Below are 23,695 nucleotides of genomic sequence, written 5' to 3'. Positions count from 1 at the left end.
CACCTTATAATCCCGCAAAAGTGGCAGCTCGGGAATTACTTTGCTCTTAGCACCGTGGTTTAGTGATAAAGAGGAATTTTGGAAAATTTGCGCCTTGCCGTCAAAAATTATGGCTTCAAGCTGCTTTACAGGCCTCACCGCCGCCCGCCGCGCTTTTGGGTATGAGCGAACAATTAGGCACTTTGGAAAAGGTAAAATTGCTAACTTCTTGGTCGCCGATACGGATAAGGTTTTCACCAAGGCGATAGGTTTCGAAACCTGGATACAGGGCAACCGATTCATCATCAGCAACAAAGAAAACACAAATAAAGACGGCGTGTATCATCTCACTGTGAACCACGACCGCCGTGTGTAAAGTGCATCTTTCCAATACCAGAAAAGCAGCCACCAAATCATATATTTTAATCAAACGATTTACCCGAACCGATGTAAATATTGCCTTTCCCTCAAAAGCGCAACAGGAAATACACAACTTTTCCGTTTTGCCCCAACAAAAATGCGAGTGCGCCCTCACAGGTGGCAACAGGAAAGAGTATTTGGAAAGGAAGAGGAATAATGCTCAGGGCGAATGGCTTGACTGGACTTTGCAATATAAAAATCCCTGACCCAAAAGCCTCTCGTCGCCAACAAAAGAAAGAAAAGCAAAAGAAGCCGACTTCTGACAGCCTCCAACAACAAGAAACGGCAGGAGCTATATTGCACCGTTTTTGCGCTTTCGGTTGGAGCGAATCTCCCCAAGCAGGAAACTTTTTTGTTTAAATGCCACGGTGTGGACAAATGAGGCAGAGGGTATTTTACAAAATACTGAGTGTGTGGATTGAAAAAGGAAAAATTGTAAAAGTTGGTAAAGACTTGGCAGTTCCAGCGGTACAAGCGGATAATAGATGCCACCGCGCGCACCTTACGGCAGGTATGCTAGACGAAACATTCACATATTGCCATACATCGCGGCGTAAACGAAAGCACGCAGGCATCATCTGCCGAAGCGCATCGGTGATGTTATTAATGCAGACGACATCAACATTTACCGCCAATTGGCGGGTGGTGTAACGGCGTCACCAATTCTGCTGGAGCGGTTTCTTCTAACCCTATCGGCGGGCAGTCGGCGTTGATAAAAAAAAAAAAAAAATTGCGTTGGGGCTACGCACCCGAACAGAATTAATTTGAAGGGCTGCTCCTTTTTTAAATTTGCTTTGGGGAAAATGTGGAAACAAAGACAAGGGGCGATGGACAGGTGGAGCGTTTTCCGCAAACCCACATGGGGTGGAGCAGGTTTTCTTTTATGGATTATTTCAGCCGCGCCCGCGCTTATGAGCAAAACAGAAAACAAACCCAACTTTCGTAAAGACTTGGAATTGGAAACTTTGAGCGAAATTTTTGCAGAAAAAACGTCATTACTTGCCAGCTAAGTACAAAGCGAAATAATTGGCGCATTGAAAGTGGCGGACATTTTGATTTTACACTCAATACTTTTACGCATATTTTGGAAGGATATAAGTGGCTATGATAAAATGAAAGCACACGGAGCGAATGCTTCTTCTTTTGCCGACTGGTGGGCTTATAAAATGGAGGTTGCCGAAGCCATTCCGCACAACGGAGCTATTTTGCACGATATGGGTATCAATGTAGCTTTTAATTCTGATGACCCCGAAATGGCTCGCCGCCTCAATACCGAGGCTGCAAAAGCTAAAATACGGCGGCGTAACGGAAGAGGAGGCGTGGAAGTCGTGACACTGATCCGGCAAAATGCTGTATGTGGAGCAACGCGGGCAGCACCAAAAGCGGCAAAGATGCCGATGTGGTATTGTGGAGCGAGCACCCCTTATCGGTATATGCCAAAGCCGAAATGACTTTAGTGGACGGTATTTGCTTTTTTGACATTAAAAAAGACGAAGTACTGCGCCGCGACATTGCCGCCGAACGCAACCGTCTGATACAGAAAATGCTGCAAGCCAAAAAAGGAGGCGAGAGTACCGAAAAGCCCACACCCGCCGAACCGCATCATTACCATTGCGATGATATAAAAGATGAGGGCAGATGAGATAATTTGTAATCTTTTAATTTAAAAATATTTTGAAAAAACATTACTCTTCTTACCGTTCTTATTCAGTACAGAAAACTGTAGTTGTCAGTGCTTTGGAATACCTTTCGGTTATTTTTGCAGCATTTCTATTGCTATGGTATTTTTTTAAAGGTATTTTATTCAGTCCCAATACCTATTTATTCAGCTACGGCGGCGATGGCATCAAAAATTATTTCACCCCTGCTTATTATATAAAATACGGAGAAGGTTTTTTATTTAAGGTATGTATTATCCGCATTTTGAACATGTTATTTTTACGGATAATCAACCCTTTATTGCGGGGTGTTGCATTTCATTCAAACTTATTTTTTCATTAGATGGCTATAGATTGGTATTTTTAATGGGCTGATGATACCGAGCATCGGATTGACCGTTCTACTTTTTAGTTATCGCCCGCTATTATACATTGCCGCATTGGTATGCACTCCTGTTGTTTCAATACTCATCACCGCTTTATCTCAAATTGTTCGCCTTGTCGGGCATTATGCACTGTCCTATACTTGTTATATTCCTTTGTTATGGTTTTTATTAATAAAACCGAACAGTCAAATGACCGAAGAGGTGGCAATAAATTTTTATTTTATTGCTGCTTACCATTACTGTTTTTAGTTTTTATACATATTATTTATTTATAGGAGTTCTATTATAGGCATATCCTATTTATGTCTGTTTTTTTAAAGAACAGGAGCAAAAAATATCTTACTTACTATACGCTCTACTGATATTTATCATTCCGTTTTTGTTATTTCGTTGTTGATGTGGGCAACAGATAGCTATGCTTCCGACCGTCCCGATGCTCCTTATGGCTTCTATATATACCGTGCTTATTGGGAAAGTATTTTTCTGCCGACAGATACACCCTTGGCTGCATTTATCAATAAAGCAATAAAAATACGTTCGGTGGATTGGGAAGGGCGAGCTTATGTTGGCATCATAGGTTTTTTTGTAGCAGTTTTCACGATATATCATCTTATATCCCGCCTTTGGAAACGAAATCGTTCTTCTGCTTTGGGGTTTTCGCCCGATCATTTTATCCCCATATTGGCGGCAGCAACGCTGGTCGCTTTATTTTCTCTGGCAATACCTTTTATCTGGGGCTTGGATTTTTTGTTAGACCTGATGCCGCCGGTTCGTCAATTTCGCTCTTTGGGACGCTTTGCTTGGGTATTTTACTATGTATTTTCGCTTTATACTGCTTATGCTTTATATGCGTGGTATCTTCATTTGACACGCCGTTTTGTGGTAATACCTGTGTTGATATTAGTGTTGAGTCTGTCGGTTTGGGGAGTGGAGGCTCACTGGCATTTGGGTCGCCACGCTTCGGCAATTAAAAACAAAATAGCGGCAGATTTTTTGGTACGAACAATCCCGCCGTGCTGCTGGCTGCACAAGATACGAGTTTCTTTTCTAATTATCAAGCCATTATACCTTTGCCATACGGTATCGTAGGCAGCGAAAAACTATATATTGGCGACTTGCACGGCGGCGAACTAAAAACTGCCTACTTCAGCGGCATACCTTTAATACATGGTTTTACTTCGCGCACCTCTATTCCAATGGCTTTGCAACATACTCAGGTTGTCAGCAGCCCTTATATAGAAAAAGAAATTAGCGCACAACTTTTGCCCGATAAAGATTTATTAATTGTACTCAACAATGAATTTAAAGAAAATTTGAGTGAAAACGAAAAATATTTGCTTCAAAAATCAGATTCTTTGTTTGATGGAGGTGGGATTACTTATTATACACTTTCTATAAAAGATTTTTCAGACAATGATATAGATAGCGTAAAACAAACATTTGAAGCACAAAGCGACAGTATTTTGCAAAGCCGCAATAATTTATTGGTGAATATACCCGATTCTGTAGAGGCTACTTTTGTGTGGGAAAATTTTACCGCCAACACCGAAGATATTACTGACTTGGGCTCATCTTATTTATCCGTCAAAGAAAACTCCAAAGAATTGTGGAAAGGTGTTTTAACTCCTTTAGATTCCGGTTTATACGAAATATCTTGTTGGTTTCAAGTGCTTGATGGCACCTGCGGTATGCGGAATTGTTGTATAGTGAAATAAAACCTGACGGCACAGCGACAGAACAAAAAAGCGTATGTGCAAAATCCTTTGCCGATATATATCATAATTGGGTGCGTTGTTCGTTTTTAGTGCCACCTGTTTCTGCCAATAATATCGCAGTTGTTACAACAAAAGGACAAAATATTGTAATTGCTTCGTTGCTGATACACCCTCAACAGGTTGCGGTTTATGCTCCGCTTAAAAGTGGTACTTTAATGTACAATAATTTCTATTTAGATTAAAAAAATCAATGGCGGATTTAGACCTTATATTGCCTTGTTACAACCCTGCTTCATTTTGGGCAAATCACATTATAACAGCCGTACAGTGTATCCATGAGCTATTAAACGGCGAAATCGCTCTGCGCGTGATAGTGGTTAATGATGGCTCTTCTGCACCAATGAATGAGGCGGATTTGATATTGTTGCGGGAGCAACTTCCCGCAGATTTTTTATATTTATACTACCCACACAACAGGGGCAAAGGCTACGCTTTGCGCTATGGAGTGGCACAGAGCAATGCACCCATAACGATCTATACTGATATTGATTTTCCTTACAATGAACACGATTTGGTGCAATTGTATCGCTTGCTTGCCGCACAAAAAGCGGATATTGTAGCAGGTATTAAAAATAAAAACTATTATGCACAAGTGCCGCGTCTTCGTATTTTTATTTCGCGTTTTTTGCGTTGGTTAATTCGTGTTTTTTAAATATTTCTGTTACCGATACTCAATGCGGCTTAAGGGTTTTAATCAAAAGGGCGCGATATTTTTTTAAAAACCACCATTGACCGCTATCTTTTTGATTTAGAGTTTATTTATCTCGCCGACCACCATTCTGATATACAATTAATGGCATTGCCAGTCGGTTTGAAAGAAAATATAGTTTTCAGTAAAATGAAATGGCAAATACTAGGACAGGAGGGGTACAATTTTTTTAAAATCTGGTTAAAATCGCTCAAGGGACAGTGATGAGGAGTGCGTAAAAAATTTTATTTTTCATCAAACCAGTTCGCTCAGTTCCAACCAGCGGTTTTCTTTATTTTCGAGTTCCATCAATATCGTACTCAACTGCTGCGACCACTGCATAATATCGTTGCTGCTGCCACCTGCCCCGATTTTGGCTTCTAATGCGGCTTTTTCCTGCTCCAAACGCGGCAAATCTTTTTCTATTTGCTCCAATTCTTGCTTTTCTTTATACGATAATTTTGTTTTCGGTTTTGTGGCTGTTGTGGCGGCAGCGTTGTTTTGAACAGTGGTGGCGGCTTTTTTCGGGGTCTTTAGCAGTTTTACGGGAACTTGCTCCTCCAACCAGTTGCGATAATCGGTGTAATTTTCCCGGAAAATCGCGCACTTCGCCATTGCCTTCAAATACAAAAAGATGCTCTACCAATTTGTCCATAAAATAGCGGTCGTGCGTGACCACCACCAACACGCCGCCAAATTGCTGCAAAAAATCTTCCAGCACATTGAGCGTATCAATATCCAAATCGTTGGTAGGCTCGTCGAGGATTAAAAAGTTGGGGTTGCGCATAAGCACGGTGAGCAGGTGCAAGCGGCGTTTTTCGCCACCGCTCAACTTATACACATAATTGTAGTGGGTTTCGTTGGGAAATAAAAAGCGGTGCAGAAGTTGCAAAGCAGTCAGTTTTTGCCCTTTTTCGAGTTCAATATATTCTGCCACATCGCGCACTACTTCTATCACACGTTTGCTTTCGTCCATCACATAATCCTGGCGATAATAGCCGAATACAATCGTATCGCCTTGTTTGATAGTACCGTAGTCGGGCTGCTCCAAAGCCATCAACATATTCAGAAAAGTGGTTTTGCCCACGCCGTTTTTTCCTGCAATGCCAATGCGGTCGAAGCGTTTGAATTTGTAATCAAATTTTTTGATAATGGGCGTGTCGCCATATTTTTTTTCTACGCTGTGAAGTTCCAAAATTTTGCTGCCGAGCCTTTGCATTTTTATAGCGATTTCGGCTTGTTTTACTTCGGTGCGTTGTTGGGCAGTTTCTTGAATATCATAAAAAGCATCAATGCGGGATTTGGCTTTGGTGGTGCGTGCTTGCGGAGTTTGGCGCATCCACTCTATTTCGCGGCGATAGATGGTGCGGGCGGTTTCTATTTCCTGACTGCGGTTGTGGTCGAGTTCGGCGCGTTTTTCTACAAAATAGGCGTAGTTTCCTTTATATTTTTGCAAAATACCATTGCGCAGTTCTATAATTTCATCACAGATTTTGTCCAAAAAATAGCGGTCGTGCGTAACGAGCAAGAGCGTAATACTGGGGCGGTTGAGGTATTTTTCGAGCCATTCAATCATTTCTATATCCAAATGGTTGGTCGGCTCATCAAGAATCATCAGGTCGGGTTCTTTGATAAGAATGGCGGCGAGTGCGAGGCGTTTGCGTTGTCCGCCCGACAGTTGAGCGGTGCGTTTGTTGAGGTCGTTTATTTTGAGTTTGGACAAAACTTCTTTGATTTTTGCTTCGTAGTCCCAGGCTTGCAACGCATCAATATCGGCGGTGAGCTTGGCGAGGAGCGCATTGTTGTCGGTGGTGGGGTTGCGTTGTTGTTCGGCGAGGCAGGTTTCGTAGCGTTGGAGCAATTGGAGGGTTTTGTTGTTGCCGGAAAAAATGGCTTCCATCACGGTGGCGGTGGCTTCAAATTCGGGGTTTTGAGGCAGATAGCCGAGCGTACTGCCCTGATGGAGCAACACCTTACCCGAATCAGCACCATCGTTGCCCGCCAAAATTTCGAGCAAAGAAGTTTTTCCGGTGCCGTTGCGAGCTATCAGAGCTACTTTCTGCCCTTTGTTGATGCTGACAGTGATGTTTTTGAATAGGAGTTTTTCGCCATAGGCTTTGGAAATATTTTCGGCATAAAGCAAATTCATAATCAATAAAAAAAGGGGCAAAAAAGTATAATACAATATCGTGCTGCAAAGATAGCAGCTTTTATGAGGATTGTAGAATAGCTTTCTTTATCTGTCTTCGTTGTAGCTGCCGATATTACCGAAACGACATCAGCAAGCCCAAAGAAACTGTAAAAGCACTCATATTATTGTTGATGCTACCTGCGTTATATTCCAAATTCCATTTGCTATTAGTATCAAAGCGATAAGCTGCCGAGCCTTGTAAGCCGATATGTATGTTGTTGTGTTTTTTACCATAAACTAATTTCAGTATATCTTTTACACTCATCTCCAATCCCAGTCCTGCGAAATAACCCCTATTGTACAAATACCCAGGATCGGCAATACCGCAAATAAATATACCAGTTCCATTATTTTTAAATGCACGCTTACTAATATCATTTTCTGCCTCATACAAATTATTGTAAGTATCTCCGTAATTCACATATTCGGCTTTCGTAATATCAATGCCCGACTCTAAAGGAGCAATAGTATCAATCCATACCTCTAAAGATGATTTTCGGTTAAATACATAATTCCTGATACCTAATTCTATAATCGGACTGATGAATATGTTATTTTTTTTGGTGCGATTTAGCGGTATATTGTATAAAAGTGTGGCAGTAGCACCGTATTGATTGATTTTTAAATGATGCTGCTGGCTGGCAAAAAGGAGGATATATTCAAAATTTGATTGAGCCGTCGTGCTAGTTTTACCTGAAATAAAAGAAAGTTTTGCCGCCCAAGGGCTGTTGTTGTATTGAATGCGAACTCCAAACTCGGTACAATGAAGAGCCTCACCCGAAAAATGGTGCAAAATCCGCGGGTCATTAAACTCAGGAAAAGAAGTGCGCCTACCTGCAAAAAATTGTATATCAGGAGTTGCTGGTGCACTTTGTTGAGCTATCATATCATTGCTGCAAACATTGAACAGACTTATAGCTGATAATATGTAAAATAGAATTTTCATATAGAATAAAAATATAAAGTTATTGAAAAAAATAAATAATGCTGTATGTATAAAGATACAATCAATGTGTTATATGTTGCTTAGTAAAAAATAACAACTAATGAAATTATATCAAGCTCTGCAAAACATTCATTTATCAAACAAAAAAACCTCTTGTTCATAATTGAGCAAGAGGTTTTTTGATGATATACCTTTTGAATTTAATGCACATTATTTTCGCGCATGACGTTATTGAGCCAGCGCAACATCAAAAACAACAAAACGGCAGCAGCCATTACCAAACCAAAGTTGAGTAGGAAGAAATTTTCTTTTTGCGGAAAAGTTTCCCACAAACTCGACAACATACCCGACAGTTTGTTGCCCACCGAAATCGCCAGAAAAAATCCGCCCATCATCAATGCCGTAATGCGCGGCGGGCTGAGTTTCGACACCAACGACAATCCCATCGGCGACAGGCACAACTCGCCCAATGTGATTACGCCATACGAGGCAATGAGCCACCACGAACCGGCTTTGATACTCAGGCTATTGGTAGAGAGCACTGCCCCCACCATTACCAAAGCCGATAGTGCCGTTATCAACAAGCCGAGTGCAATTTTGGTAGGTGTGCTGGGCTCTTTTTTCTTACGGCGCAAATAGCCCCAAAAACCCACTAATATAGGTGTGAGTACCACCACCCAAAAAGGATTGATGGACTGATACAACTCCGTAGAATATAATTTGAGATTGCTGCCTTTGGGCGGAATTTCGGAAGGCGGTAGGCTTTCAAAATATTTACGCGATTTTTCCAACTGAGAAATTTCGTTCGTAACGTCTGCTTTGGCTTTCAACTCCTGCGGCGTATTGCTGGGCATCGCTTGTTCGGCGGTGCGCATTTCCGCTATTTTTGCATTGAAAGTAGCAGCGTCGGCGGCTACAATATCGTTGTTCACAACAACTTGCGCCATACCTATATTATCAGCTACATTGGCTACGCTTTCCGACATTTTGCGGTCGGTATGGTCTTCTGCCCACACGGTGAGGGCATCGCCGTTTTGATGAAAAATAGCAAAAAACAAAATCACGCAGGAAAATACCGCCAACAAAGCCTTGATAGCGCGACTCTCTTTGGCTTCGGAAGTAAAGGCGAGATAAATAAAGAAACCAATAACCGGCAGACAACCGATAATAAAGGCATCGTTAGTATCAGAACCCAAAAAATTACCCGGAATCAAGTAACCCAATATACCAAAAACAAACATTGGCAATACGGTCATTCCCAAAATTTTTGCGGTGGACATATCACCTTCGCGCAGGGGTTTGATGACATCAACGTGTTTAATGTGTCGTGTACCCAATATAAATACTGTTACGCCGATGAGCATACCCACGCCGGCAGCTACAAAAGCAGCCCACCAACCATAATTGATACGCATATATGCCGCCACAAAATTGCAGATAAAAGCACCTACGTTGATGCCCATATAAAATATATTGTAGCCGGCATCTTTTTTATCTTTCAGCTCATCAGTGCTGTACAAATTGCCCACTAATGTAGAAATATTGGGTTTAAAAAACCCATTACCTATAATAATTAACAACAGCGATACATAAAAAGTAGTGGCGTTGTGAATGGAGAGCATAAAATAACCTGCCGCCATCAGCAAGCCGCCCAAAATAATAGACGGACGATACCCCAGTACGCGGTCGGCGAGCAAACCACCGATAAAAGGCGATAAATACACCAAACCCAAATAAGTGCCGTAAATGTCGGACTTCGTTTTTGGGTCAAGACCCATACCGCCATTGTTCCAGTTATCGAGCATATACAGCGAAAAAATGCCCAACATCAAATAATAGCCAAAACGCTCCCACATTTCGGCACCGAACAAATACCACAGTCCGGTGGGGTGTCCTTTTTGTTGTTGTTGATTAGATGAATCCATGTAAATACTTCTTACGTTGTTGAATAAGTTTATTAGAATAAATATAAAAAATTATCGCCAAAATAAAGGATATACTTTTTCCTTTCACTTTGGCGAAGCGATTTGCGAATATAAAATAATAAATTAAAAGAATAGATGAAAAATGATAATATTTAATACAACACTATCCTTTTCATTGCTGTCCCTTATTTTTTATTTAATCTATTTTGGTATAATAGAGCAATAATTTTAAGGGCTTGGAAGTATGCGAAGTGCTGCCCGCCACCAAACGATACGGATTCATATAGCGGTCAGGACCACTCAAATCATAGCGATTTATATTGCCTGCGGCTATTTCTGAAGTGCTGTCTTTTTCTATTACAAACACATTATTGAGGGTGCGTGCCATACTCAAATGATACTGCACCGAATTATCTTCCAAAGTATCCGAAGGATAGCCGACTTGCTGGTCAGCAGTTTTATAAAATCCAGAATCACCCTTGATATTAAAATAAAGTTGCTTGGGTGGGTCAAAAGTAAAACTGCCTGCGTCCAAATCATTCGTTTGGCTGACCTCCAATTGCGCTCCGTTGATAATAATATTTCCTAAACGATTGATGTAAGGAACTGTGATGTTCATATCAATGCCTTCCATACCCTGCAGAAATAAATAAGGAGCAGTAACATCGCCGCTATTGTTCAGGGCTTCGGCAACAGGAGTACCGATATAATTGTGCTGAAAATGATTAAAACTGTTGATAGTTAAAGGGAAATGATGCACTTTGTTGTTGATGGTGGTATCGTTCGGATGCTCGCTGTAATACACCGAAAGCCGCGAAGTGCCTCTGAGCATACGCGCCATGCTATTTCCTTTAGTGGAGTCGCAAGCAATATAAAAACCATAAAAAGCATCTTTAAAATTGGCACTACTTTCAAAAATTTCGGGGTGTGTTATGGAGGAGTCCTTAATTTCTTCGCCGATAGCGAGTGGCATTGAAATACGCAATTGCGGCGGCAGAGAGTCGGCAGGAAGAATATACACAGAGTCGGTGGGTGCAAAAGTTTCATCTTCTACTTTTGCAACCCATTGAGGGTCGTAGCCGAAAGTTTCGTAAGAATAATGTATCGTGTCGGTGATGCGCTGCGTGAGGCGATACACATAAATATCGTGTTGCGCCGCCGCATTGCCATAAACGGGATTAAAAGAATAATCGTAGGGCAAAGTAAGCACTACCGAGTCAATAATAGGATTAGTGCCAAAGGTCAGGTCGGAGTATGGAATGGTGAGCTGGGCATACATACTCGCCTGTGAAGTACCGAAAATGGGGTCGTGCAATACGCCGAGTAATTGCGTAGCACTGCTGCTGGTAATCAGAGAATCGCGGCGTTCCAACTGCACTTTTAGCGTGAGCGTATCCGTAAAAATTGTATTGATAGGATTATCATCATTGTCTAAAAAGTCATTGCCTAATTCAGTGCTTTCATTACAGGAAGCCGCCGCCAAAGTGAGCAGCACAATATAACAGGCTGTGAGCCAATGATAAAAAGGATTTTTTTTCAATGTATTAAGCATACAATTTTTCAAAAGAAATAAAAAACGACAGAACAACGTATAAATTATACCTATATAATATCAAACCATCAGGCAATCACTCCTCATTTACAACCATACACACCGCCCAAAACAACATCAATACTCTTTACTACACCCTGCACTGCTCAAAAAGCAGCACAGAGTATTGTGCTGATTAACGTAAAAAAATATAAAAGGGTTACTTATTTGGTTTCTTCGGCAAACAACATTTGATAAAAATTGATATATGCCTCCAAATCCTGTTCGGGAGCATAGTCCAAATGCGGCTTGTCAGAAGCGTGAATCACATCTAACACCGAAGTTGGCAATCCTTCTGCACCCACAATTACGCCATCGGCATAATGAACGGCTCCGGTATGCAAAGAAGCCACGCTGCTGTCAGCAAATACTTTTAAATCCTCTTCATTTACGTTTTTAATGAGGGCTTTGCTGTAAAAATTACTTTCAATATTTCCCTGCAAAGGGCTGGGATATGCCGAATAAATAATTTTGGTATCGGCGAATACCGCTTCTTTTTTGTAGGCGGTTTTGAGAAACAAAGGAATCAGGCTCGTCATCCAACCGTGAGCATGGATAATATCCGGAGCCCAGCCGAATTTTTTTACGGTTTCCATTACGCCTCTGCAAAAGAACACCATTCGGTCTGTATTATCATCAAAGGAATTGCCCTCATCATCGGCAAATACCTGTTTTCTTTTAAAAAACTCCTCATTATCCAAAAAATACACTTGCATGCGCGTTTCCTGTAAGGAAGCTACTTTAATCAATAGCGGATAATCATCTTCTTCAATTACGATATTGATACCCGACAAGCGCACTACTTCGTGCAGACGATGCCGCCTTTCGTTGATAACACCAAAACGCGGAATCAATACACGCACTTCATAGTCTTTTGCCAACAAACTGCGCGACAGTTGGTTAATCAAAGTGGCTGCTTCGGTTTCAATTAGGTAAGGGTCTATTTCGTGGGTCGCCAATAGGACGCGTTTTTTCTCCATTTGTTTGTTTTGAAAATTTTTGCTCGCTTTTTATTCCCGAATACTTATTTTTTATCAAAGTCCGATATGTCTCAGGTAGAATAAATGATATATCGAACCTAAACATATCGTTACACCTTTTTTGAAATCAAACTACAACTGTAAAGAGAATAATATCCGCAAGGTCTTGATAAATGCGCTGCAAAGGTACGTTTTTTTTCACGATTTTATAAATGATACTTAAAATATATGCTTTTAACCAAAAATGGCTGCTTTTGCAAAATAAAAAGCAGCGTAGGCTATAGAAAAATAAAATTATACTTGCAGCGAAGTTTTTACGCTTATCTTGTACTGCGATAGAATTTTATATATACTTAGTCGTTTTTTTACGCGACAACCTTTATTTTTGCGCCTCTGATTATTCAATAATGCAAGAAAATACTCCTTCTCCCCTTCCTCCAAAGGATTTTCGTAGTCGCGCTTGGCAGCCGTTTTTGTATGCTTTGGTGATGATTATCGGTATGCAGATGGGCTTTAAACTGTACGAAAACTTAAAAATGCGCCGTCCGGTGTCGGAGCGCGTAGCTACCAAAGGTGCTACCGAAGAGCGTGTAGTGGAGCAAGTGATGGGCTACATCAATGCCCGTTATGTGGATACCGCCCGCCGCCGCGAAGTATTGCAAGAGTTTTTAAATAGTACTTTACAACATTTAGACCCGCACTCCCGCTACATATCTCCCGAAGAGTTGAGTTCGGTAAATGAAGAATTAGAGGGCAATTTTGAAGGCATCGGCATAGAGTTTTCTATTATCAATGATACCATTCATATCACGAATACCTTAGAAAACAGCCCCGCCCGCCAACTCGGTATGCAGGTAGGCGATAAAATAGTGAAAGTAAACGACTCTTTGGTGGCCGGAAAAGATTTGAACAGCGAACAAGTAGTGCAACTGCTAAAAGGCAAAAAAGGCAGCAGCGTGAAAGTATCGGTGGCACGCAACGGCTTGGGCGGCTTGATAGATATGAACATCGTGCGCGACAATATTTCGCTCGAAAGCATAGATGCTGCCTATATGCTCAACGCACAAATCGGTTACATCAAAATAGACCATTTCAGTGCCACCACCTACAAAGAATTTATGAGTAAAATGGAGCAGTTGCAAAAAGAAGGTGATGCAGCAGTTGGTGCTGGACTTGCGCGGCAATGGCGGCGGTTATTTAGATGCTGCCACCAATATTTTAGATGAATTGCTGGGCGGCAGAAAAATTATGCTCTACACCGAAGGCGACCATACCGACAGAGAGGAGTATATGACAAGCAAAGAGGGCATTTTTGAGAAACAAAAAATAGCGGTATTGATAGACCAGTATTCGGCATCGGCGAGTGAGATTGTAGCAGGTGCCTTGCAGGATTGGGACCGCGGGCTGATAGTGGGGCGGCGTTCTTTTGGAAAAGGTTTGGTGCAGGAGCAATACGATTTGGCTGACGGCGGCGCAATGAGGCTTACTGTGGCACGTTATTATACACCCAGCGGACGCTGTATTCAAAAGCCCTACGGCAATACTCCGCACGAAGGAGCGTATGAAGAGGAACTTTCCAACCGCATTTTGCGTGGCGAACTCTTCGAGCGCGACAGTATCAAATTCAACGATTCCTTGCAATATACCACTGCCGCAGGAAAAGTGATTTATGGCGGCGGCGGCATTATTCCTGATGTGTTTGTGCCTTTGGATACCCTCTATCTCAACGAAATTGCGCTCAGTCTGCAATCTATAGTACCTGCTTTCGGCTATGAATATTTTGCCAAGCATAGCAACGAACTGAAAAAATACCCCACCAAAGAAGCCTTTGCCCAAGAATATCGCCCTGCTGCCGCCGTATTTAAAGAATATGTGCAATATGTGCGCAAAGAGTTTCCGATGTTTCGCGAACAAGATATTTACCCTTATCGCACACCATTAGAAAAAACCTTAAAAGCTATTTTTGCCCGTCAGCTTTGGGGTGGCAACGGCTATTATTATGTCAACAATGAAAATGACACCGCCATACAAGCTGCTCTAAAATCCCTGAACCCCTAAGCGTTTAATATTGACAAAGCAAGATAAGATGGATAATGCTATTTTTTTAACGGACAAAAGCAGAATATTTGTCTGCATTTTTAGTTGATTTTTAGCATTATCTATTTCATTGCAATCTGATATACCGTTATTATCTGTTTTTTTGCTAAAAAATTTAAAAAACTCCTTTTTGTATTTTGTCAATATTGAGTTATTCCTTATATTTGAACCAATCGGTTTGCATATATGGAAATACAATGGGATAAATATCCTGCTTGGCGGCTTTTGCTGCCTTATGCGTTTGGTATTGTTATCGCTGTAAGCGGTAACCTGTATGAGGCGGCTATGTTCAATATCTTCATACCGACTGTTTTTGTTTTCCTCTTGTATGTGCTGTTATCATCTGTTCGTTTGTTTGCATTGCAATATCGTTGGTTACTTGGTCTGATGGGGTCATTGTTGCTCTTTTTGACAGGTATTTTGTCGGTAAATTTTTTTATTCAAAAAGACAAACCCGACCACTTCAGCCACTTGTTGCCGCCGACTTCCGATAGTGCCGCCGCCACAACCTATTTGGCGGTATATTTGGCAGAGCCGCCCCTTGAAAAGAAAAATACTTATGCGGTTCAGGCGGTGGCCACACAAATTGTTTCGTCGTCATTGTCATCAACTACGGCTTCGTTTCAACATTGTAGAGGGAATATATTATTGTACCTTCAAAAAGACAGCCTCGTTTCGCAACTTCACTATGGCGATGCTCTGCTCATAAAAATACCGTTTCTACAAGCCGTATTGCCACCCGCCAATCCGTATCAGTTTGATTATCGTTTTTTCTTGTCGCAACAAAATGTATTCCATCAGGCATATTTGCGCAGTCAGGATTATCATTTGTTGGATACTCCTTCGCAGGGCAATGTATTGATGGCTCAGGTTTTTCATTTGCAACAATATTTATTGGATTTGCTGGAAAAATATGTACCCGGCGAGCAGGAAACAGGCGTTGCCAAAGCTTTGTTACTGGGGTATCGTTACGAATTAGACAGCGAACTGGTACAAAATGTATGCCGAAACAGGCACTATTCATTTGCTGGCGGTTTCGGGATTGCATATTTTGCTTATTGGCAATACTTTATATGTTTTTTTTGTGTGGTTGCTGCGGCGGTGGCGCAAAGGCAAACAAACAGCACTTGTGATGGCGATAGCCTGTGTGGTACTTTATACTTTGTTGTCGGGTTTGTCGGTGTCGGCGGTGCGTGCCGCCCTGATGTATGCAATGGTGGGCGTGGGGCAGTTGCTGGGGCGGCGCATAATTACACTGAATATCGTAGCAGCAACGGCATTTATTCTTCTGATATTCAATCCTTTATCTTTGTATAATATCGGTTTTCAGTTGTCATATTCGGCGGTTTTGGGTATTATTTGGCTCAATCCTTATATCCAAAACTGGTGGATAAGCCGCCATTATTGGGCAGATATGATTTGGAACAGCATCAGCGTTACGCTGGCAGCGAGTATTGCTACTTTGCCTTTGCTGATTTATTATTTTCATCAATTTCCTTTGTATTTTGTAATATCCAATTTGGTGGCAGTTCCAGCCGATATATTGCTGAAATTGGGATTGCTGTTGTTGGCAGTAGCCGCAATTGAGCCTTTGGGCTATGCTTTGGGCGTGTTGGTGCAGCAGTTGATTAATGTTATGAATGGTATGCTGGGCATCATACAACATTTGCCCGGAGCTTTGTGGCAGCCGCTTCCTTTGAGTGCAGGCGAAGCAGTGGTATTGTATGCCTGTATTGCGGGGTTTACGATGTTTTTTATCAATAAGCACGTTTCTTTTCTAAAATTTGCACTCTTGATGCTGTTTATTTTGTCGGCTTCTTCTTTTAAAAGAGCTTTTACATTATCGCAGCATATCATCGTTTATCATATCTCAAAACACAGCGCAATAGAGTTTGAACACAACCGACAGGTGTATTTGTGTAGAGATAGCACTTTGGCACACGATGCAGCAGCTCTCAATTTTAATATATCGCCGCGATTTAAGCAGGAGCGATTGACGAAAACAGATACTTTGCTGCTGGAATATGACTATTCTGATGAACGTATTTTGCGACAATCTCCTTTGTTGGTGGCGGGCATACATCTGTTTTGTTGTTGGGCAGCACCGAAAATATACCCGATACGCTGGGTTATTGGCAGCCGACATGGTCGTATTGCGCGGAAAAATAACGGCAAAGGCGCAACAGATTTTACGACAGCTTGCTCCCGATACTCCGATTATCGCCGATGGCTCGGTGGCGTGGTACGAGGTTCAACGGCTGAAAAAACATTTCCGCAATTATACGCCACTGCTGAACGGGTGCATACCGCTACGAAATACAAGCATATCAACAACAAAACAGCGAATAATGAAAAAGCAAGCAATGTGTACAGCTTTTTGTGTACAGCACCGCTTGCTTTTTTGAAAATATTTTTTACAAAAAGACTATTCTATTTCAGTAAAGTGGAAAACTCACTTTGCTGCGCACAATGTTTTCTATTTCGCTGATGTGAATACGCACCTGCTCCATACTGTCGCGCTCGCGCAAAGTAACGGTATCATCGTTTAGCGTATCAAAACTCAATAGTTACACAATAAGGCGTACCGATGGCATCTTGGCGGCGATAGCGGCGACCAATGGCATCTTTTTCGTCATACTGACAAATAAATTCCATTTTGAGACGTTGGAAAATCTCACGCGCTTTGTTGGTAAGTTCTTCGCGGTTTTTGAGAAGCGGCAGTATCGCCACTTTTACCGAGCCAAAGCCGCCGGCACGCGCAATACGGTGTGTGGCAGCTTCGCCTTGCGCATCGTTTACTTCTTCTTCGGTGAGGCAACTGTCAATCACCGCCAAAAACATACGGTCTAACCCCACCGAAGTTTCCACCACATACGGCACATAGCTTGCTGGAGTTCGCTGTCAAAATACTGCAATTTTTTGCCCGACAACCCCTGATGGCGACTCAAATCAAAGTCGGTGCGGCTGTGAATACCCTCCAATTCTTTGAATCCGAAAGGAAAATCAAATTGAACATCTACGGCAGCATTGGCATAGTGCGCCAAATTGTCGTGGTCTTTGAATCGCAACGCATTTTCGGGAAAAATAGCGCGATGCCACGCCATACGTTTGCTTTTCCAGTAGTTGTACCATTCCATCTCTTCGCCCGGACGCACAAAAAACTGCATCTCCATTTGCTCAAACTCGCGCATACGGAATATAAACTGCCGCGCTACAATTTCGTTGCGGAAGGCTTTCGATTTGGGCAATACCGAAAGGCACTTTTTGGCGTGCCGTGTTGAGTACGTTCAAAAGTTTACAAAAATACCCTGTGCCGTTTCGGACGCAAATACAGCGTATTGGACTCTTCGGCTACTGCTCCCATTTGTAGAAAACATCAAATTAAATTGACGCACCTCCGTCCAGTTGCGGCTGCCGCTTTCGGGGCAAGCATTTCGTTGTCGTCAATGATAGCTTTCAAACCCGCCATATCGCCCTGCGCCGTGGCTGTTGTGAAGCGACCCATAATTTCTTCTTTTTCTTCACATACTCCTGCACCGCGCATTGGTAGCCACAAACATCTCTTTATCAAAGCTGTCGCCAAAACGTGCCGCCGCTTTTTCTACTTCTTTATCTATTTTGGCATCAATTTTTGCCACAAAATCTTCAATCAATACATCAGCACGATAGCGTTTTTTGCTGTCTTTATTATCTATCAGCGGGTCGTTAAAAGCATCAACGTGCCCCGAAGCCTTCCACGTTTTGGGGTGCATAAAATAGCGGCATCAATACCCACAATGTTTTCGTGCATTTGTACCATACTTTTCCACCAATATTCCTTGATGTTGTTTTTGAGCAAAGAACCATAAGGTCCATAATCATACACGGCACTCAAACCGTCATATATTTCGCTGGAAGGAAAATAAAACCGTATTCTTTGCAATGGGAAATGAGCGTTTTAAAATGTTCGGCAACGTTGATAGCTTTCATTGAAAAATATAAAAGATGAAAAACAATAAATGAAAAATGAAAAAATACAAATGTTGATGTTAAAAAGGATAATTGTAAATGATGAATAAACTGAAAATTTAATGTTTTACAACAAAAACAATACCTGATAAGAGTTGGTAATAATTTGTATTATTTTTTAAAAAATGTGTTAAAAAAAGAAGTGCGAAGTTACAATATATTTTCTTTAATATACCCAAGCTGCCAAAGCCATTTCATCGGGGCTGTGTGCCACACACGCCGTGTAGCCGTAGTGCTGCAAGCGTTGGGCAGTGGTGCCGCCAATAGCAATTATTTTTTGATGCTCCCGAATAGAAAACTGTTGCACAAAAGCATCAACATTAAGCGGGCTTGTGAAAATAAGCACATCAAATTCATCGGCAGCTAATGTTGTATCGGTGGCAGGAGTATTATCATAAATCACCCAATCTTTTATTTGTATTTGCCCGCCTTGCTCAATAGTTCTTGCATCGAGCGCAAACTGTTGGTAGCTTGCGGAAACAATACTTTCTGCCCCATTACCTCTTTTTCAAATAAAGGTGCAGCATCGGCGGCATTGCCGTTGCCACAAAAATCAGCTTCTATGTGCAAAGTCCGGGCGTAATGTGGCAGCCGTTCCTGCTCCTAAAGCAGCCCATTTGAGCGTGGGTGGCAGTGTGGTATTTTGTTTGCGCCGCAAAAACTCCACGCCCTTGCTGCTCGTAAAAACACCCAGCCGCAGGCGGGCATTTCGGCAGCCAGCAAAGCGCGGAACGTCACCAAAGACTGTGCCGCCAGTTGATGTTGTTGCGCGCATTTGTTGAGCGAAATATCCCGTGTCGTCCACTTCGCGCGAGATGAATACACGCAGGCGGCGCGGGTTTTTAAAAATATTCCACACCGAAGCCGCTACAGCCTCCACCGACTGCTCTCTACAAGCGCACGTCGCAAAGGGGCATTTTTTCCGAAAAAGCCACCCACACCTGATAAGTATTTTGGTGTTTGGTACAATATGCCCCCATCGGTTCGCGGCAGCCGCCCTCCAAAAGTTGGAGCAGGTGGCGTTCTACGGCGGTGGTTTCGGCTATATCGGGGCGGTGTATGTGGGCGAGAATTTGGCGGAGTTCGGTATCGTGGCTGCGGGTTTGTAATGCCAAAACACCCTGAGCAGGTGCAGGCACAAAACGCTGCGGCGGCAGATGAAGCACCTGATACGCTGAGGTATCTAATTGGAGGCGTTCTAAACCGGCGGCGGCGAGCAATACGGCATCGTAGCCCGCTTCGAGCTTGGATATACGGGTAGGCACATTGCCGCGCAACGATTGAATTTGCACATCGGGGCGGAAATGTTGGAGCAGAGCCGTGCGGCGCGGCGATGAAGTACCCACGATGGCTCCCGCTTTGAGCTGCCAAAAGGCGGTGCTGTCTAAGGCATCGCGGCGAATGAGGAGGCAGTCGCAGGGATTTTCGCGGTAGGAGTTGGCGGCGATGCAATAAACCTTCGGGCTGTTGCGTGGGCAAATCTTTAAGGGAATGTACCGCAACATCTATTTCTTCTTTCAGCAAAGATTCCTCTAATTCTTTGGTAAAAAACCCTTTCCTTCCATTTTTTCAAAGGAAAGGTGCTGAATGACATCGCCTTGCGTTTTGATAATACGAATTTCTACGGCATACCCCAATTGTTGCAGTTGTTGTTGTACAAAACCGCCTGCCACAGTGCCAACCGACTGCCGCGTGAGCCGATAATAATAGGTTGGTTGTTTGGATAGCGCATGCAACCGCGAAGGTACATCAATTTGCTATTCAAGCCCTAAAAAGTGTAATTTAAAATCAATCGTCTAACTTAACGTGTCCCCAGTTTTCGCCTGATTTGATGCGATAAAGCTGCATTTCGGTGATGCCGAACTGCTTGGCGATGATGCGCATACGCGTTTTGCGTTTGGGGTCAAAGATGAGTTTTTTATCATCTTTACTTTTGTAGCCGTCAGTTTATGACCTTTGTAGGTGGGTTCCAAACGGCGTTTTTCGCGCATAGCGATAATATTGGGGTTGTTTTCTTGATGCAAACTTACTTCTGCTCTGTTTACCCAACGCAAATTATTCACATTATTATTCATTTTATTATAATCAACGTGAATGACATAATTTTGATCTTCTCTTCTTTAGGAAGAAAATATTCCGCTACTAACTTATGAATAAGATACGATTTATTCAAGCCATTGGGACGACAACTAAAAGTAAGGTATCCGCTAATTTTCTGCCTTTATGAGGCTTCCTTCTTCAAAATTATCGGTATAGCTCACCATACGCCCAAAGTTGGATAAAGCATAATTAAGTCGTAGTGCACCGGGTTCAAACATTTTAAGTTCTTTCCATTGTTCGCCGGGTAAAGTTTTAAAGGGACTGTTTCTTCTGTACATAATTAAAAAGACAAAATAATAGTTAGTAAAATAAAAATTTTAGGAATGGACAAATATAATATATTATAACAATTATGAATGGATTAACAAAATAAAATCATATTTTTATATATGATAAAGTTTTTATAAAAAACATCTTTAAAAAAAAAAACAATTTATATGTTGCGACAAGCAATAACTGAAATTTCTACGCGTACATTTTTGGCAAACGGGCTACTTCTACTGTTTCGCGGGCAGGATAATAATGTTGTTGAAAATAGCTGCCATATACTTGATTGACGATGCTAAAATCGTCCATATCTTTAGAAAAATGGTTGTTTTACAACATGTTGAAAGAAAGCCCCGCCGTATGAAGAATAGCCTGTAAATTTTGCATCACTTGTCGCGTTTCATCAGCAACAGAACCTCGAACCAAAGTGCCGTCGGCAGCACAGATAGGAATTTGACCTGAAACAAATAATAAATCACCTGCCCATACTGCCTGGCTGTAAGGACCGATAGGGGCAGGAGCTTCGTGTGTTAATATGAACCGATTATTCATATATTTATAAAAAATGTTGCGATACCTGATGCCATCATTGATAAAATCGGTGCGTTAAAGATAATAAAAATATCCAAAGAGGTAAGCCGACGATAGAAGGATTGAAAGAAGACGCAATTTATTATCTATTTTTAAATAGAACTACTATTTTTTAATAGTTTTAGTAAAAAAATACGTTTTTTTGTATGATTAAATACAGTTTGCTGTATTAATTGCGTTTTCAAGCCTTTCTTATACTTAATGTAACATTATATATTGTTTTTTGTTTATTTACCTGTTTATTAATTTTCCAGCATCTATGAATGAAGTAAAATTCCTACTATGGCAGAGTTGACTGCCGAAGGTAAGCAGCCCGAAGTATTGTTTTGGGTGGGTTGTGCGGGCAGTTTTGACCAACGTGCTCAGTCGGTGAGCAAGGCTTTGGTGCGTATTTTAAATCGTATCGGCGTTTCTTTTGCTATTTTAGGGAAGAAGAATTATGTACTGGGCGATCCCGCCCGCCGTGCCGGGTAATGAGTTTTTGTTTCAGATGCAGGCGCAAATGAATATCGCTACGCTGAATAATTACGAAGTGAAAAAGATTGTTACCAACTGCCCGCATTGCTTTAATACACTTAAAAATGAATACAGCGAACTCGGCGGCAACTACGAAGTAATACATCACAGCGATTATTTACAACAGCTTATCAACAGTGGCCGCATCAAATTACAGGGCGGCGGCACTTTAAAGGAAAAAAAATTACCTACCGACTCTTGCTATCTGGGCAGAGCCAACGACATCTACGAAGCCCGCGCGCTTTGCTCGGAAGCCTTAGATGCCGACTTGGTGGAAATGAAACGCTCCTGACAAAACGGACTCTGCTGCGGAGCAGGCGGCGCGCAAATGTTCAAGGAGGACGAAGGGAAAAATTGCGCATCAATCAGGAGCGCAGCAAAGATATAGTAGAAATACAACCCGATATTGTAGCGGTGGCTTGTCCGTTTTGTAATACAATGCTCACCGATGCTCTCAAAGAAACCGACCTGCACGAGCGCACCAAAGTAAAAGACCTGGCAGAACTGCTTGATGAAACTTTACGCAATAATTCTGTTGTTTAAAAATACAGTACCCGCCAAATATATCTGCATATCAGCTTTTATGGCTTATCTTTGCAAGCGCATTTACTAAGGAAAATAGCGATATTTCTTTTGTTCTTGCTCAACGGCGTTTTTCGTCGGAGATGCTGGTATCGAGCAAAAAGGGAGATTAGAGAAAGTGCCGCCGCTGGGGGGCAATACAGGAGCAGGTATCTGCACTAAAACTTTTGGAAACCTGAAATTTGTTTACAATGCAGGTGGGCACACCTCACTTTGCGTTATTTCGGCGCGCGATATCAACTTTCCAAATATTTGCTCGCCGCGCTGGCCCAATTGGAAAGACAGCACCCTACGCCGACAATATGGCGTTTATTGTTGTTACGCTCATTACTTATTTCTCTACCATCGGCGAATTGGGCCTCAAACCACGGTAACAATTATCCCGAAATATAATATGTCGCTGCCCTTTCGTTCAAATTCTTACATAAAAATCACTTATCCTTTGTAAAATTACCTCTTTATCTACCAAACTCATCTTAAAAATGCTTTATCAAAGAAAATGACGAGCAGGCAGTATCGGAGGAGGAATTGAAGATGATGATAAAAATGGCGGGCAAACACGGCGTTTTGGAACAGGACGAAACCACCTTGCAAAACAATTTATTCCGTTTTACCGACCGCCGCGCTCAAACTATGATGACCCACCGCAGCGACAGGAATGGATATTAGTGAGCCGTCTGATGTAATAGAACACCAAATCAAAGAGAGTTTTTATTCCAAACTTCTGCTTTGTGACGAAAAATATAGATAAAAGATGGAAGTACTGAATCCAGAAAGATTACAGGCAATATTCAAAATCCTAAGTTTTCGTTGCGCAGCATTTTAAAAGCACCTCTATCAGTGCCTGCGCAAGTCGCCACCCTATTGGGAGTTGTTTCTGGAAAATATGTTGTATTTTGCAGTAGTGGTAGATGAATATGGCAGTTTGCAGGGTATCATCACTTTACACGATTTGGTGGAATCCATTTTAAAATACCTGCCGATGCCGAAGACCC

General features: G+C 42.0%; 22 protein-coding genes and 7 pseudogenes. 16 read left to right on the top strand and 13 right to left on the bottom strand.

Features of this window, described 5'->3' with window-relative positions:
* Positions 1-109 precede the first annotated feature (109 nt).
* Together IPL35_05720 and IPL35_05715 are read left to right on the top strand one after the other, a co-directional pair.
* On the top strand, positions 110-355 hold the full coding sequence (locus IPL35_05720; protein MBK8442927.1) for a hypothetical protein: 246 nt from the start codon (positions 110-112) through the stop codon (positions 353-355).
* 80 nt (positions 356-435) lie between these two features.
* Positions 436-759: a hypothetical protein gene (locus IPL35_05715; GenBank protein ID MBK8442926.1), complete on the top strand. Its 324-nt coding sequence runs from the start codon at positions 436-438 to the stop codon at positions 757-759.
* A 35-nt stretch (positions 760-794) separates the two neighbouring features.
* Here the strand turns inward: IPL35_05715 and IPL35_05710 are convergent, their stop codons facing one another.
* A complete protein-coding gene (locus IPL35_05710; protein ID MBK8442925.1) occupies positions 795-1,034 on the bottom strand; it encodes a hypothetical protein in 240 nt (79 codons plus the stop codon).
* A 170-nt stretch (positions 1,035-1,204) separates the two neighbouring features.
* Between IPL35_05710 and IPL35_05705 the strand changes: the two genes are divergently transcribed.
* The 8 genes from IPL35_05705 to IPL35_05670 all read left to right on the top strand — a co-directional run bounded on the left by IPL35_05705 (position 1,205) and on the right by IPL35_05670 (position 4,870).
* Positions 1,205-1,345 carry a hypothetical protein gene (locus tag IPL35_05705; protein ID MBK8442924.1) on the top strand — a complete coding sequence of 47 codons (141 nt, stop codon included), beginning with the start codon at positions 1,205-1,207 and terminating at the stop codon, positions 1,343-1,345.
* Between the two features lie 166 nt (positions 1,346-1,511).
* Positions 1,512-1,850 carry a hypothetical protein gene (locus tag IPL35_05700; protein MBK8442923.1) on the top strand — a complete coding sequence of 113 codons (339 nt, stop codon included), beginning with the start codon at positions 1,512-1,514 and terminating at the stop codon, positions 1,848-1,850.
* Complete coding sequence (locus IPL35_05695; GenBank protein ID MBK8442922.1) at positions 1,754-2,041, top strand: hypothetical protein; 288 nt, start codon at positions 1,754-1,756, stop codon at positions 2,039-2,041. Before IPL35_05700 ends, IPL35_05695 begins: the two co-directional genes overlap by 97 nt.
* Before the next feature lie 32 nt (positions 2,042-2,073).
* Positions 2,074-2,400, top strand: a complete 327-nt coding sequence (locus tag IPL35_05690) for a hypothetical protein (GenBank protein ID MBK8442921.1) — start codon at positions 2,074-2,076, stop codon at positions 2,398-2,400.
* A 439-nt stretch (positions 2,401-2,839) separates the two neighbouring features.
* Positions 2,840-3,532 (top strand): hypothetical protein, encoded by a 693-nt coding sequence (locus tag IPL35_05685; GenBank protein ID MBK8442920.1) that lies wholly within the window; start codon positions 2,840-2,842, stop codon positions 3,530-3,532.
* Positions 3,457-4,158 (top strand): hypothetical protein, encoded by a 702-nt coding sequence (locus IPL35_05680; protein MBK8442919.1) that lies wholly within the window; start codon positions 3,457-3,459, stop codon positions 4,156-4,158. Before IPL35_05685 ends, IPL35_05680 begins: the two co-directional genes overlap by 76 nt.
* Entirely contained in the window at positions 4,140-4,400 is a 261-nt protein-coding gene (locus tag IPL35_05675) for a hypothetical protein (GenBank protein ID MBK8442918.1), read from the top strand. Before IPL35_05680 ends, IPL35_05675 begins: the two co-directional genes overlap by 19 nt.
* Positions 4,401-4,408: 8 nt before the next feature.
* Positions 4,409-4,870 carry a glycosyltransferase gene (locus IPL35_05670; GenBank protein ID MBK8442917.1) on the top strand — a complete coding sequence of 154 codons (462 nt, stop codon included), beginning with the start codon at positions 4,409-4,411 and terminating at the stop codon, positions 4,868-4,870.
* Between the two features lie 291 nt (positions 4,871-5,161).
* Here IPL35_05670 and IPL35_05665 read toward each other — a convergent pair.
* The 5 genes and pseudogenes from IPL35_05665 to IPL35_05645 form a co-directional block, all read right to left on the bottom strand.
* Positions 5,162-7,055: pseudogene (locus IPL35_05665) on the bottom strand (ABC-F family ATP-binding cassette domain-containing protein).
* Positions 7,056-7,170: 115 nt separating this feature from the next.
* A complete protein-coding gene (locus IPL35_05660; protein ID MBK8442916.1) occupies positions 7,171-7,983 on the bottom strand; it encodes a hypothetical protein in 813 nt (270 codons plus the stop codon).
* Positions 7,984-8,243: 260 nt separating this feature from the next.
* The gene (locus IPL35_05655; protein MBK8442915.1) at positions 8,244-9,968 is read right to left on the bottom strand and encodes a peptide MFS transporter; all 1,725 of its coding nucleotides are present in this window, start codon (positions 9,966-9,968) and stop codon (positions 8,244-8,246) included.
* Between the two features lie 196 nt (positions 9,969-10,164).
* The gene (locus tag IPL35_05650) at positions 10,165-11,508 is read right to left on the bottom strand and encodes a DUF4270 domain-containing protein (protein MBK8442914.1); all 1,344 of its coding nucleotides are present in this window, start codon (positions 11,506-11,508) and stop codon (positions 10,165-10,167) included.
* A 215-nt stretch (positions 11,509-11,723) separates the two neighbouring features.
* Positions 11,724-12,539 carry a glycogen/starch synthase gene (locus IPL35_05645; GenBank protein MBK8442913.1) on the bottom strand — a complete coding sequence of 272 codons (816 nt, stop codon included), beginning with the start codon at positions 12,537-12,539 and terminating at the stop codon, positions 11,724-11,726.
* Between the two features lie 407 nt (positions 12,540-12,946).
* On the opposite strand from IPL35_05645, the gene IPL35_05640 reads away from it, so the two are divergent.
* The 3 genes from IPL35_05640 to IPL35_05630 all read left to right on the top strand — a co-directional run bounded on the left by IPL35_05640 (position 12,947) and on the right by IPL35_05630 (position 17,124).
* On the top strand, positions 12,947-13,765 hold the full coding sequence (locus IPL35_05640) for a PDZ domain-containing protein (protein ID MBK8442912.1): 819 nt from the start codon (positions 12,947-12,949) through the stop codon (positions 13,763-13,765).
* A complete protein-coding gene (locus IPL35_05635; protein MBK8442911.1) occupies positions 13,689-14,597 on the top strand; it encodes a hypothetical protein in 909 nt (302 codons plus the stop codon). The genes IPL35_05640 and IPL35_05635 overlap by 77 nt, the downstream gene beginning before the upstream one ends.
* A gap of 1,036 nt (positions 14,598-15,633) precedes the next feature.
* The gene (locus IPL35_05630) at positions 15,634-17,124 is read left to right on the top strand and encodes a ComEC/Rec2 family competence protein (GenBank protein ID MBK8442910.1); all 1,491 of its coding nucleotides are present in this window, start codon (positions 15,634-15,636) and stop codon (positions 17,122-17,124) included.
* Here the strand turns inward: IPL35_05630 and IPL35_05625 are convergent.
* From IPL35_05625 to IPL35_05595, 7 genes and pseudogenes are all read right to left on the bottom strand, one after another.
* Positions 17,072-18,596: pseudogene (locus IPL35_05625) on the bottom strand (glycine--tRNA ligase). The gene IPL35_05630 and the pseudogene IPL35_05625 sit on opposite strands and share 53 nt — an antisense overlap.
* Before the next feature lie 214 nt (positions 18,597-18,810).
* Entirely contained in the window at positions 18,811-19,047 is a 237-nt protein-coding gene (locus IPL35_05620) for a uroporphyrinogen-III synthase (protein MBK8442909.1), read from the bottom strand.
* Between the two features lie 8 nt (positions 19,048-19,055).
* On the bottom strand, positions 19,056-19,214 hold the full coding sequence (locus tag IPL35_05615; GenBank protein MBK8442908.1) for a hypothetical protein: 159 nt from the start codon (positions 19,212-19,214) through the stop codon (positions 19,056-19,058).
* A complete protein-coding gene (locus IPL35_05610) occupies positions 19,198-19,524 on the bottom strand; it encodes a hypothetical protein (GenBank protein MBK8442907.1) in 327 nt (108 codons plus the stop codon). Before IPL35_05610 ends, IPL35_05615 begins: the two co-directional genes overlap by 17 nt.
* Positions 19,512-20,376: pseudogene (gene hemC, locus IPL35_05605) on the bottom strand (hydroxymethylbilane synthase). Before hemC ends, IPL35_05610 begins: the two are co-directional and overlap by 13 nt.
* Positions 20,377-20,432: 56 nt before the next feature.
* Positions 20,433-21,022: pseudogene (locus IPL35_05600) on the bottom strand (HNH endonuclease).
* Between the two features lie 155 nt (positions 21,023-21,177).
* Positions 21,178-21,563 (bottom strand): annotated as a pseudogene (locus IPL35_05595) (RidA family protein).
* 321 nt (positions 21,564-21,884) lie between these two features.
* Between IPL35_05595 and IPL35_05590 the strand changes: the two are divergent.
* The 3 genes and pseudogenes from IPL35_05590 to IPL35_05580 all read left to right on the top strand — a co-directional run bounded on the left by IPL35_05590 (position 21,885) and on the right by IPL35_05580 (position 23,695).
* Positions 21,885-22,661, top strand: a pseudogene (locus tag IPL35_05590) ((Fe-S)-binding protein).
* Positions 22,662-22,818: 157 nt separating this feature from the next.
* Positions 22,819-23,148, top strand: a complete 330-nt coding sequence (locus IPL35_05585; GenBank protein ID MBK8442906.1) for a hypothetical protein — start codon at positions 22,819-22,821, stop codon at positions 23,146-23,148.
* Between the two features lie 420 nt (positions 23,149-23,568).
* Positions 23,569-23,695: pseudogene (locus tag IPL35_05580) on the top strand (CBS domain-containing protein).

Source organism: Sphingobacteriales bacterium, from assembly GCA_016711285.1.
Classification (GTDB): Bacteria; Bacteroidota; Bacteroidia; order Chitinophagales; family UBA2359; genus JADJTG01.
This window is presented reverse-complemented; position numbering and strand designations above follow the sequence as displayed.

Bases quoted from the DNA above. Each gene is read 5' to 3' on its own strand.
- IPL35_05720 (MBK8442927.1), top strand. From the start codon at position 110: ATGGCTTCAAGCTGCTTTACAGGCCTCACCGCCGCCCGCCGCGCTTTT.
- IPL35_05670 (MBK8442917.1), top strand. From the start codon at position 4,409: ATGGCGGATTTAGACCTTATATTGCCTTGTTACAACCCTGCTTCATTT.
- IPL35_05660 (MBK8442916.1), bottom strand. From the start codon at position 7,983: ATGATAGCTCAACAAAGTGCACCAGCAACTCCTGATATACAATTTTTT.
- IPL35_05640 (MBK8442912.1), top strand. From the start codon at position 12,947: ATGCAAGAAAATACTCCTTCTCCCCTTCCTCCAAAGGATTTTCGTAGT.
- IPL35_05685 (MBK8442920.1), top strand. From the start codon at position 2,840: ATGTGGGCAACAGATAGCTATGCTTCCGACCGTCCCGATGCTCCTTAT.
- IPL35_05700 (MBK8442923.1), top strand. From the start codon at position 1,512: ATGAAAGCACACGGAGCGAATGCTTCTTCTTTTGCCGACTGGTGGGCT.
- IPL35_05695 (MBK8442922.1), top strand. From the start codon at position 1,754: ATGTGGAGCAACGCGGGCAGCACCAAAAGCGGCAAAGATGCCGATGTG.
- IPL35_05630 (MBK8442910.1), top strand. From the start codon at position 15,634: ATGTATGCCGAAACAGGCACTATTCATTTGCTGGCGGTTTCGGGATTG.
- IPL35_05645 (MBK8442913.1), bottom strand. From the start codon at position 12,539: ATGGAGAAAAAACGCGTCCTATTGGCGACCCACGAAATAGACCCTTAC.
- IPL35_05655 (MBK8442915.1), bottom strand. From the start codon at position 9,968: ATGGATTCATCTAATCAACAACAACAAAAAGGACACCCCACCGGACTG.